This is a genomic window from Campylobacter sp. CFSAN093238, from assembly GCF_012898015.1.
Taxonomy (GTDB): Bacteria; Campylobacterota; Campylobacteria; order Campylobacterales; family Campylobacteraceae; genus Campylobacter_D; species Campylobacter_D jejuni.
The window spans coordinates 1-12,632 of sequence record NZ_CP040611.1; the positions used below are offsets into that span (position 1 = coordinate 1).

7 protein-coding genes are annotated in these 12,632 nt (G+C 31.8%); 5 read left to right on the plus strand and 2 right to left on the minus strand.

Annotated features, from left to right (window positions below; all coding sequences use genetic code 11):
* The 3 genes from dnaA (at position 1) to gyrB (ending at position 4,888) form a co-directional block, all read left to right on the plus strand.
* Positions 1-1,323: a chromosomal replication initiator protein DnaA gene (gene dnaA / locus FBF21_RS00005; RefSeq protein ID WP_002901760.1), complete on the plus strand. Its 1,323-nt coding sequence runs from the start codon at positions 1-3 to the stop codon at positions 1,321-1,323.
* 159 nt (positions 1,324-1,482) lie between these two features.
* On the plus strand, positions 1,483-2,550 hold the full coding sequence (gene dnaN / locus FBF21_RS00010) for a DNA polymerase III subunit beta (protein ID WP_002867505.1): 1,068 nt from the start codon (positions 1,483-1,485) through the stop codon (positions 2,548-2,550).
* Between the two features lie 28 nt (positions 2,551-2,578).
* Entirely contained in the window at positions 2,579-4,888 is a 2,310-nt protein-coding gene (gene gyrB, locus FBF21_RS00015) for a DNA topoisomerase (ATP-hydrolyzing) subunit B (protein ID WP_002859723.1), read from the plus strand.
* 25 nt (positions 4,889-4,913) lie between these two features.
* Here the strand turns inward: gyrB and FBF21_RS00020 are convergent, their stop codons facing one another.
* Together FBF21_RS00020 and FBF21_RS00025 are read right to left on the minus strand one after the other, a co-directional pair.
* Positions 4,914-5,255 (minus strand): monoheme cytochrome C, encoded by a 342-nt coding sequence (locus FBF21_RS00020; protein ID WP_002867504.1) that lies wholly within the window; start codon positions 5,253-5,255, stop codon positions 4,914-4,916.
* A gap of 2 nt (positions 5,256-5,257) precedes the next feature.
* Positions 5,258-6,496, minus strand: coding sequence for a sulfite oxidase (locus FBF21_RS00025; RefSeq protein WP_002886500.1), 1,239 nt, complete (start codon positions 6,494-6,496; stop codon positions 5,258-5,260).
* Positions 6,497-6,699: 203 nt separating this feature from the next.
* Here FBF21_RS00025 and FBF21_RS00030 point away from each other — a divergent pair, with 203 nt between their 5' ends.
* Together FBF21_RS00030 and gltB are read left to right on the plus strand one after the other, a co-directional pair.
* Positions 6,700-8,007, plus strand: coding sequence for a Na+/H+ antiporter family protein (locus tag FBF21_RS00030; protein WP_077409349.1), 1,308 nt, complete (start codon positions 6,700-6,702; stop codon positions 8,005-8,007).
* 133 nt (positions 8,008-8,140) lie between these two features.
* Positions 8,141-12,631 (plus strand): glutamate synthase large subunit, encoded by a 4,491-nt coding sequence (gene gltB / locus FBF21_RS00035; protein WP_168985414.1) that lies wholly within the window; start codon positions 8,141-8,143, stop codon positions 12,629-12,631.
* Position 12,632 lies beyond the last annotated feature (1 nt).

The window sequence follows — 12,632 nt, forward strand, 5'->3', positions numbered from 1 at the left end:
ATGAATCCAAGCCAAATACTTGAAAATTTAAAAAAAGAATTAAGCGAAAACGAATACGAAAACTATTTATCAAATTTAAAATTCAACGAAAAACAAAGCAAAGCAGATCTTTTAGTTTTTAACGCTCCAAATGAACTCATGGCTAAATTCATACAAACAAAATACGGCAAAAAAATCGCGCATTTTTATGAAGTGCAAAGCGGAAATAAAGCCATCATAAATATACAAGCACAAAGTGCTAAACAAAATAACAAAAGCACAAAAATCGACATAGCTCATATAAAGGCACAAAGCACGATTTTAAATCCTTCTTTTACTTTTGAAAGTTTTGTTGTAGGGGATTCTAACAAATACGCTTATGGAGCATGTAAAGCCATAGCACATAAAGACAAGCTTGGAAAACTTTATAATCCTATCTTTGTTTATGGACCTACAGGACTTGGAAAAACACATTTACTTCAAGCAGTTGGAAATGCAAGTTTAGAAATGGGGAAAAAAGTCATTTACGCTACAAGTGAAAATTTTATAAATGATTTTACTTCAAATTTAAAAAATGGCTCTTTAGATAAATTTCATGAAAAGTATAGAAACTGCGATGTTTTGCTTATAGACGATGTACAGTTTTTAGGAAAAACCGATAAAATTCAAGAAGAATTTTTCTTTATATTTAATGAAATCAAAAACAACGATGGACAAATCATCATGACTTCAGACAATCCACCCAACATGCTAAAAGGTATAACCGAACGCTTAAAAAGTCGTTTTGCACATGGGATCATAGCTGATATAACTCCACCTCAACTAGATACAAAAATAGCCATCATAAGAAAAAAATGTGAATTTAACGATATCAATCTTTCTAATGATATCATAAACTATATCGCCACTTCTTTAGGGGATAATATAAGAGAAATCGAAGGTATCATCATAAGTTTAAATGCTTATGCAACCATACTAGGACAAGAAATCACACTCGAACTTGCCAAAAGTGTGATGAAAGATCATATCAAAGAAAAGAAAGAAAATATCACTATAGATGACATTTTATCTTTGGTATGTAAAGAATTTAACATCAAACCAAGCGATGTGAAATCCAATAAAAAAACTCAAAATATAGTCACAGCAAGACGCATTGTGATTTACCTAGCTAGGGCACTTACGGCTTTGACTATGCCACAACTTGCGAATTATTTTGAAATGAAAGATCATACAGCTATTTCACATAATGTTAAAAAAATCACAGAAATGATAGAAAATGATGGTTCTTTAAAAGCAAAAATCGAAGAACTTAAAAATAAAATTCTTGTTAAAAGTCAAAGTTAAGTGAAAGGATGTGAAAAATAAATTCTAGAGTGTGAAAAAAAGAAATTAAGCAAAGTATGATAAAATACAAATTTGATTATTTTGCTTTGAAGAATTTCACAATTTCAACAAGCTTATTATTACAACGAATTTAAAATTAAAATAAACCAAGGAGAAAAAATGAAGTTAAGTATCAATAAAAATACTTTAGAATCTGCAGTGATTTTATGTAATGCTTATGTAGAAAAAAAAGACTCAAGCACTATTACTTCTCATCTTTTTTTTCATGCTGATGAAGATAAACTTCTTATTAGAGCTAGTGATTATGAAATAGGTATCAACTATAAGATAAAAAAAATCCGCGTAGAATCAAGTGGTTTTGCTACTGCAAACGCAAAAAGTATTGCAGATGTTATTAAAAGCTTAAATAATGAAGAAGTTATTTTAGAAACCATTGATAATTTCTTATTTATAAGACAAAAAAGCACAAAATACAAACTTCCTATGTTTAATCATGAAGATTTTCCAAATTTTCCAAATACAGAAGGAAAAAACCAATTTGACATTGATTCAAGTGATTTAAGCCGTTCTCTTAAAAAGATATTACCAAGTATTGATACAAACAACCCAAAATACTCCTTAAATGGTGCATTTTTAGATATAAAAACAGATAAAATTAACTTCGTAGGAACTGATACAAAACGACTTGCAATCTATACTTTAGAAAAAGCAAATAATCAAGAATTTAGTTTTAGTATCCCTAAAAAAGCTATTATGGAAATGCAAAAACTTTTCTATGAAAAAATAGAAATTTTTTATGATCAAAATATGCTTATTGCCAAAAATGAAAATTTTGAATTCTTTACAAAACTTATCAATGATAAATTTCCAGATTATGAAAAAGTTATACCAAAAACTTTCAAACAAGAACTCAGTTTTTCAACTGAAGATTTTATAGATAGTCTTAAAAAAATCAGCGTTGTAACTGAAAAAATGAAACTTCATTTTAACAAAGATAAAATCATCTTTGAAGGTATAAGTTTAGACAATATGGAAGCAAAAACAGAACTTGAAATTCAAACAGGAGTGAGTGAAGAATTTAATCTTACTATAAAAATCAAATATTTACTTGATTTCTTAACTTCTATAGAAGAAGAAAAATTCACTTTAAGTGTAAATGAACCTAATTCAGCATTTATAGTCAAATCCCAAGGACTATCAATGATTATCATGCCTATGATTTTGTAATAAAACAAGTAAAAGATAAAGGAAAAATATGCAAGAAAATTACGGTGCGAGTAATATTAAAGTCCTAAAAGGCCTAGAAGCTGTTAGAAAACGCCCAGGTATGTATATAGGAGATACAAACATAGGCGGACTTCATCATATGATTTATGAAGTTGTGGATAATTCTATCGATGAAGCTATGGCAGGACATTGTGATACTATAGATGTAGAAATCACTACTGAAGGAAGCTGTATAGTTAGTGATAATGGTCGTGGTATTCCTGTTGATATGCACCCAACTGAAAATATGCCAACTTTAACTGTTGTTTTAACTGTCCTACATGCAGGGGGAAAATTCGATAAAGATACTTATAAAGTTTCAGGCGGTTTGCACGGTGTTGGGGTTTCAGTTGTAAATGCACTCTCTAAAAAACTTGTAGCTACAGTTGAAAGAAATGGAGAAATTTATCGTCAAGAATTTTCAGAAGGTAAAGTTATCAGTGAATTTGGTGTGATAGGAAAAAGTAAAAAAACAGGAACAACTATAGAATTTTGGCCTGATGATCAAATTTTTGAAGTGACTGAATTTGATTATGAAATTTTGGCTAAAAGATTTCGTGAACTTGCATACTTAAATCCAAAAATCACTATAAATTTTAAAGATAACCGCGTAGGCAAACATGAAAGTTTTCACTTTGAAGGTGGAATTTCTCAGTTTGTTACAGACTTAAATAAAAAAGAAGCTTTAACTAAAGCAATTTTCTTTAGTGTAGATGAAGAAGATGTGAATGTTGAAGTAGCTTTGCTTTACAATGATACTTATAGTGAAAATTTACTCTCTTTTGTAAATAATATCAAAACCCCAGATGGTGGAACACACGAAGCTGGTTTTAGAATGGGTTTAACTCGTGTGATAAGTAATTATATAGAAGCAAATGCAAGTGCTAGAGAAAAGGATAATAAAATCACGGGTGATGATGTGCGTGAAGGTTTGATCGCTATTGTGAGTGTAAAGGTACCTGAACCACAATTTGAAGGACAAACCAAAGGAAAACTTGGTTCAACTTATGTGCGTCCTATAGTTTCAAAAGCAAGTTTTGAATATTTGACTAAATATTTTGAAGAAAATCCTATCGAAGCTAAAGCTATAATGAACAAAGCCTTAATGGCAGCTAGAGGAAGAGAAGCAGCAAAAAAAGCTAGAGAATTAACGCGTAAAAAAGAAAGTTTAAGCGTAGGAACTTTACCAGGGAAATTGGCTGATTGTCAAAGTAAAGATCCAAGTGAAAGTGAAATTTATCTTGTGGAAGGGGATTCTGCAGGAGGTTCTGCAAAACAAGGTAGAGAAAGATCTTTCCAAGCTATACTGCCTTTGCGTGGTAAAATTTTAAATGTTGAAAAAGCAAGACTGGATAAAATTTTAAAATCTGAGCAAATTCAAAATATGATTACCGCTTTTGGCTGTGGTATAGGTGAAGATTTTGATCTTTCAAAACTTAGATATCATAAAATCATCATCATGACAGATGCGGATGTTGATGGATCACATATACAAACCTTGCTTTTAACTTTCTTCTTCCGTTTTATGAATGAACTTGTAGCAAATGGACATATTTATCTAGCACAACCACCTTTATATCTTTATAAAAAAGCTAAAAAGCAAATTTATTTAAAGGATGAAAAAGCTTTGAGCGAATACCTGATAGAAACAGGAATAGAAGGTTTAAACTATGAAGGTATAGGAATGAATGATTTAAAAGATTATTTAAAAATCGTTGCAGCTTATCGTGCGATTTTAAAAGATCTTGAAAAACGTTTTAATGTGATTTCTGTGATACGCTATATGATAGAAAATTCAAATTTAGTTAAAGGAAATAATGAAGAATTATTTAGTGTAATCAAACAATTTTTAGAAACACAAGGACACAATATCTTAAATCATTATATCAACGAAAATGAAATTCGAGCTTTCGTTCAAACTCAAAATGGCTTAGAAGAACTTGTGATCAATGAAGAACTTTTCACTCATCCACTATATGAAGAAGCAAATTATATTTTTGATAAGATTAAAGATAGAGGCTTGGAATTTGATAAAGATATTTTAGAAGTTCTTGAAGATGTTGAAACCAATGCTAAAAAAGGTGCTACTATACAACGCTATAAAGGTTTAGGGGAAATGAATCCTGAGCAACTTTGGGAAACCACAATGGATCCAAGTGTAAGAAGACTTTTAAAAATCACTATTGAAGATGCACAAAGTGCAAATGATACCTTTAATCTCTTTATGGGTGATGAGGTTGAACCAAGACGCGATTATATCCAAGCACACGCTAAAGATGTAAAGCATTTGGATGTGTAAATTTATCATTGAAGAAATGATTTCTTCAATGAGTTTTGTTTTGTAAGAGTATAGCTAGAGGAATTCTTCTTCTTGTATCGTATTTTTCTCCATAATATTTTTCAAGATAATTTAAAATTTTTTCTTCATCTTCAGGTTCTATTTCCCAAAGTCCTTCACTATCTTGCATCCATCTTATAGCTGCTAACCAAGCTTTTCTACTTGCATGCATATTAGTAATGAGATTGGATCCATGACAAGCTAAACAATTTGCTTCCACTAAAGGTGAATCAGGATCGATAATCAATCCTGTATCAGGGTTAATTTCAAGATTTTGAGCCCAACTTGCACTTAAAAACAATACTAAGATCAATATAATTTTTTTCATACTTAAACTCCATAAACATTAACTCTATGGCATGCATTATTGATATATCCTCCTGGATTCCACTGTGCTAAAACCATAGGTTGACTGTTACCTTGACTATCGATAGCTCTTGCCCAAATTTCATAATATCCTTTTGTTGGTATTGATATTTGAGCACTCCATTTTTGCCATGCTAATCTATTTAATGGTTTTTCTACCTTTGCTTTAGTCCATGTTACGCCATAATCATTGCTTATATAAACTTCACTAACTTCAAGTTCTCCAGCCCAAGCTTTACCTCTAACTTCAAATTTTTTATTTGCTTTTATTTCAGAACCATTTTTGATATTAGTAATTACAGATCTTATAGGCATTGATTCTATGATTTTCATCTCGCCTTTATAGTTAAAATCTCCTGGTTTTACCGGATTTACAGGAACTTTATAAGAACCTTCCATTTTTTCACCATCATGAATTTTATTTCTTACTGAAATTTTATAAAGCCATTTACCGCTTGTACTTGCAGGGTAACCACCACAAACAAGTCTAAGTGGATAGCCATTGACTAAAGGAATATCTTTGCCTTCATAAGCCCAAGCTATTAGAGTTTCATCTTGTAAAGCTTTAGAAATAGGAACTCCTCTACTAATAGGTGAAGTTTCTTCACCATTTAATTTTGTATCTATGCCATAATATCCGATATAAACCGCATCATTTTTGATGCCACAATCTTTTAAAATATCTTTTAAACGCACTCCTGTCCATCTACCGCAAGCTACTGCACCATAACCCCATTGAGTTCCTTTTGTGCTAGGTATAACTTCGGATCTACCATTTCCACCGCATTCAACTGTTAAGGCATAAGTATAGGTTTTAAATTTCTTTTTTAAATCTTCTATGGTGTAAGATTTTTTATTGATAATGCTTTCTCCATCGATTTCTAAAGTCCAACCTTTGTGAAGTCTTTCTTTTATCGTTTCTAGGCTTGGTAGTAAGCCATTATTTCTAACAAAGAAATTTTCAGGTTTGGTAAAATCAGAATCAAGAGCATAAATTTCAGTTTCTGCTGTTAATGGTTTTTCGCCATGGTAGATAAGATCTTTTTTACCTTCTATTTTAAAATCAGGCAATTCTTTTGCCAAAGCCTTACTTCCTAAAAAATTCTCAAAAGAAAAATTTGACAATACACTGATGCCAAGCAAACCAAATCCTATATTTTTTAAGAAATTTCTGCGATCTTCTTTTTGATTGTTTTGTTTCATTGAAATATCCTTATATTTTTATGATTTTTTTATTTTATTATAAATTTTTAGGAATTTAATAATTGATTATATTAATCTTTTTGATTAAAAAAATTAATTATTTTTATAATTTTGCATATTAAAATAAAATCATTATATGTTCGAGTTTTATTACATTTTAACTAAGTTTTTTCTACAATTAAATTTTTAAAATTATTTAAGGAATAATTTTGACTTTACTTACTAATCCTATTATTATCAGTGTTGTTTTGATGACTTTACTTTGTTTGTTTCGTTTTAATGTACTTTTGAGTCTTTTGATCTCAGCTCTTGTTGCAGGTGTATTTTCTCATCTTGAACTCGTAGATACTATGAATATACTTATAAGCGGAATGAAAGAAAATTTAAAAACAGCTCTTAGCTATATACTTTTAGGGGCCATTGCCGCAGCGATTTCAAAGACAAATTTAACTGCATATTTGATTAAGATAGTAAGTCATTTTATATCTCATAAAAAATATTTATTGCTTTTGTCTATAGCTTTGATTTCTTGTTTTTCTCAAAATTTAATTCCTATTCATGTGGCTTTTATACCTTTGTTGATTCCACCTCTTTTAAGTCTTTTTAATAAACTTAAAATCGATCGTAGAGCGGTTGCTTGTGCTTTAACTTTTGGACTTACTACGCCTTATATGGTTTTGCCAGTAGGCTTTGGACTTACTTTTCAAGATCTTTTAAAAGATAATTTAAATGCAAATAATGTAAGTGTATCTTTAAATGATGTTACAAATACTATGTATTTCGCTGCTATTTGTATGATAGCAGGACTTTTTCTAGCGCTTTTTGTGTTTTATCGTAAGTCAAGAGAGTATCAAGAAGTAGAAATTGCTAAAGTGGATTTAGAAAATCTTGAAATGACGCGTAAAGAATGGGGTGTTTTAGCTGGGCTTGTTTTAACTTTAGTTTTGCAAATTTTGACTATGAATTTACCTTTATCAGGGCTTTTGGGTTTTGTTTTAATGGTTATTTTGGGTGGAGTTGAATTTTCAAAAGTCAATGAAGTTTTTGATGATGGGCTTAAAATGATGGGTTTTATAGCTTTTGTTATCCTTGTTGCTGCAGGATATGGAGAAGTTTTAAAAGAAAGTGGATCAGTAGTAGATCTTGTAAATTCAGTCGTTCCTTGGATGGAACAAAGTAAATTTTTAGCAGTATTTTTCATGCTTTTAATAGGACTTATCATCACTATGGGTATAGGTACTTCTTTTGGAACTATACCTATCATAGCTACGCTTTTTTGTCCTATTTGTTTGGAGCTTGGTTTTAGTACAGCACTTATTATATTTATCTTAGGAGTAGCAGGAGCTTTAGGAGATGCAGGAAGTCCAGCCAGTGAAACAACCATGGGAACTACTGTAGGATTAAATGCTGATAAACAACACGATCACATTAAAGATACTTGCATACCAACTTTTATTTTTTATAATGGTCCATTATTGATTTTAGGTAGTATTATCGCCATGTTTTTATAATTTTTGCAAATCTATTAAAATATTTTTTAATTTATTTATTTTTAAGATAAAAATTATATCGATTTTAAAAAAATGTATGCTATAATCCTTATAAAGCTAACAAAATTTAAATCAGTCTTATAAGGAGAGCAAAATGGATTTAGAAAATATCCTAGAAAATAATCAAAGCATAGGTTTATATCACCCAAAGAACGAACACGATGCCTGTGGTATCGCTGCAGTTGCTAATATACGCGGTATTGCTTCTTATAAGGTTATTTGTGATGCTTTAGAAATTTTGATGAATCTTGAACACCGAGGTGGTACAGGAGCTGAAGAAAATTCAGGTGATGGGGCGGGGATTTTAATCCAAATTCCACATGATTTTTTTAAAACTCAAGAATTGGGTTTTGAACTTCCTAAAAAGGGTGATTATGCTGTAGCACAGATGTTTTTATCACCCAATACTGATGCAAAAGAAGAAGCAAAAGAAATATTTTTACAAGGTTTAAAGGATAAAAAACTTGAATTTTTAGGTTTTAGAGAAGTGCCTTTTAATCCTAGCGATATAGGTGCAAGTGCTTTAAAAGCTATGCCTTATTTTTTACAAGCCTTTGTGAAAAAACCAAGTAAAATAAGTGCAGGACTTGAGTTTGAAAGAGTGCTTTATAGTACGCGTCGACTTATAGAAAAAAGAGCTATTAATGTGCCAAAATTTTATTTTTCAAGTTTTTCTTCACGCACCATAGTTTATAAAGGAATGCTTCTTTCAACTCAATTGAGCGATTTTTATCTTGATTTTAAAGATGTCAATATGAAATCAGCCATCGCTTTGGTGCATTCTCGCTTTTCGACTAATACCTTCCCAAGTTGGGAAAGAGCCCATCCAAACCGTTATATGGTGCATAATGGAGAGATTAATACCATACGCGGAAATGTTGATAGCATAAGAGCTAGAGAAGGCTTGATGCAAAGTGAGTATTTTGAAAATTTAGATGAAATTTTTCCTATCATAGCTAAGCCTAGCAGTGATTCTGCAATGTTTGATAATACTTTAGAATTTTTAGCTCTAAATGGTCGTACTTTAGAAGAAGCTTTTATGATGATGGTGCCAGAACCTTGGCATAAAAATGAAAATATGGAAAGCAAAAAGCGTGCTTTTTATGAATATCATTCTTTATTGATGGAGCCTTGGGATGGGCCTGCTGCTATAGTTTTTACTGATGGAGTGATTATGGGGGCGAGTTTGGATAGAAATGGTTTTCGTCCTTCAAGGTATTATCTTACAAAAGATGATATGCTCATACTTTCAAGTGAAACAGGGGCTTTAAAACTTGATGAAAAAAATATCAAAGCCAAAAAACGCTTAGAACCTGGAAAACTTTTACTTGTTGATACAGCAAGAGGTAGGGTTATAGCTGATAATGAAATCAAAGAGCATTATGCTAATGCTAAGCCTTATAAAAAATGGCTTAAAAATTTAGTTGAACTTGAAAAACAAAAAAGCGGAGTTTATAAACATCAGTTTTTAAAAGAAGATGAGGTTTTAAAACTCCAAAAAGCTTTTGGTTGGAGTTATGATGAGCTTAAAATGAGTGTGGCTGCTATGGCTCAAAATGGTAAAGAAGCTATAGCAGCTATGGGTGTAGATACTCCTTTGGCTATACTTTCTAAAACTTATCAACCTTTGTATAATTATTTTAAACAACTTTTTGCACAAGTAACTAATCCTCCCCTTGATGCCATAAGAGAAGAGATTGTTACTTCTACAAGGATTTATCTAGGAAGCGAAGGAAATTTATTAAAACCCGATGAAAACAATGCAAAACGCGTAAAAATAGCCTTGCCTGTGATAAGCAATGAAGAACTTTTTGAAGTTAAGGCTTTAAATAAATTTCAAGTTAAAGAATTTTCTATACTTTATGATTATTCTAAAAAAACTTTAGAAAAGGCTTTAGATGAACTTTGCGTTAAGATAGAAGATGAGGTTAAAAAAGGTGTTTCTATTATCATTTTAAGCGATAAAGGAGTGGATGAAAAAAACGCTTATATCCCTGCTTTGCTTGCTGTTTCTGGAGTGCATAATCATCTAGTAAGAAAAAATTTAAGAACACATACAAGTCTTATCATCGAAAGTGGTGAACCTAGAGAAATTCATCATTTTGCATGTCTTTTAGGTTATGGTGCGACTGTTATTAATCCTTATTTGGTTTATGAGAGTATACAAAAACTCATTGCCAATAAAGATTTAAATTTAAGTTATGAAAAGGCGGTAGAAAATTTCATCAAGGCAAGTTCAAGTGGTATAGTCAAAATTGCTTCTAAAATGGGGGTTTCTACCTTGCAAAGTTATAATGGCTCTGCACTTTTTGAATGTCTGGGCTTAAGCTCTAAGGTGATTGATAAATACTTCACTTCTACAACTTCACGCATTGAAGGTATGGATTTAGAAGATTTTGAAAAAGAACTCATTGCTTTACACAAACATGCTTTTAACGATACACATAAGGCTTTAGATTCTAAAGGAATTTATGGTTTTAGAAGTGCTAAAGAAGAACATTTAATCGATCCGCTTGTGATTTTTAATCTTCAGCAAGCCTGTCGCAACAAAGACTATAAAAGCTTTAAAAAATACTCGGCTTTAGTAGATGAAAAACAAGTTAATTTGCGTTCTTTGATGGAATTTGATTTTAGTGAAGCTATCAGTATAGATAAGGTTGAAAGTGTAGAAAGTATAGTTAAACGCTTTAGAACAGGAGCGATGAGTTATGGTTCTATTTCTAAAGAAGCACACGAGTGTTTAGCACAGGCTATGAATAAAATAGGTGCTAAATCAAATTCAGGTGAAGGTGGTGAGGATGAAGAACGCTATGAAATCAAAGAGGGTGTGGATAAAAACTCAGCCATTAAGCAAGTAGCAAGTGGGCGTTTTGGCGTGGATTTAAACTACTTAAGTCATGCAAAAGAAATTCAAATCAAAGTCGCTCAAGGTGCAAAACCAGGTGAGGGCGGACAATTAATGGGCTTTAAAGTCTATCCTTGGATAGCTAAGGCTAGACATTCTACTGCAGGTGTGACGCTTATTTCCCCACCTCCTCATCATGATATTTATTCTATTGAGGATTTGGCTCAACTCATTTATGATTTAAAACATGCGAACAAAGACGCTAAAATTTCAGTAAAACTTGTAAGCGAAAATGGCATAGGAACGGTTGCTGCAGGTGTGGCTAAGGCAGGCGCGAATTTAATCCTTGTTTCAGGTTATGATGGAGGTACGGGTGCAAGTCCTAGAACTTCTATACCGCATGCTGGAATTCCTTGGGAGTTAGGCTTAGCTGAAACGCATCAAACTTTGATCTTAAATAAGCTTAGAGATAGGGTAAGATTAGAAACTGATGGAAAGCTTATGAATGGGCGTGATTTAGCCATAGCAGCACTTTTAGGAGCTGAAGAATTTGGTTTTGCAACCGCGCCTTTGATTGTTTTAGGTTGTACAATGATGAGAGTTTGTCATCTAAATACTTGTCCTTTTGGTATAGCCACTCAAGATACAGAACTTAGAGATCGTTTCAAAGGCAAAGTAGATGATGTGATTAATTTCATGTATTTTATAGCCCAGGAGCTTAGAGAATACATGGCAAGGCTTGGTTTTGAACGCCTAGATGATATGATAGGTCGCGTGGATAAACTCCGCCAAAAAAGTGTGCAAGGTAAAGCAGGAAAGCTAAATTTAGATAAAATTTTAAAATCCTTGCCTACTTATAATAGAACCGCTGTGCATTTTAAAGATTATAAAGACAATAAACTTGAAAAAACGATTGATTATAGAATTTTACTACCACTTTGTAAAAATGCTGTGGAGAAAAAAGAGCCTATCAAACTTTCTTTAGAAGTAGGAAATCAAAGTCGTACTTTTGCAACTATGCTTTCAAGTGAAATTTTAAAAACTTATGGAAAAGATGCTTTAGATGAAGATAGTATCCATATCAAAGCTATAGGCAATGCAGGCAATAGTTTTGGAGCGTTTTTGTTAAAGGGTATTAAACTTGAGATTATAGGCGATAGCAATGATTATTTAGGCAAGGGTTTAAGTGGTGGTAAAATCATAGCAAAAATTTCAAATGAATCCACTTTTTCACCTGAAGAAAATATCATCGCAGGAAATGCTTGTTTATACGGAGCTACAAAAGGTGAAGTGTATTTAGATGGTATAGCAGGGGAAAGATTTTGTGTAAGAAATTCAGGGGCTTTGGCTGTGGTTTTAGGAACAGGTGTGCATGGTTGTGAATATATGACAGGTGGACAAGTTGTAGTTCTTGGAGATGTGGGTGCGAATTTCGCTGCTGGTATGAGTGGGGGCGTTGTTTATATCTTTGGAAGACACAATGAAGCTCATGTAAATACCGAGCTTGTGGATATTAAAGATCTTAATGCCAAGGATGAAAAAGAATTAAAAGCCGTGATAGAAAAACATATCGCTTATACAGATTCTAAAAAGGCTAAAGATATCTTAGAAAAATTCGATAAAAAAGACTTTTTTAAAGTCATGCCAAGAGATTATGAAAAGATGTTAAAAATGCTTGATCTTTGTAAAAATGAAAAAGATCCAAATTTAGCAGCATTTTTGAAAATCACACAAAAATAAG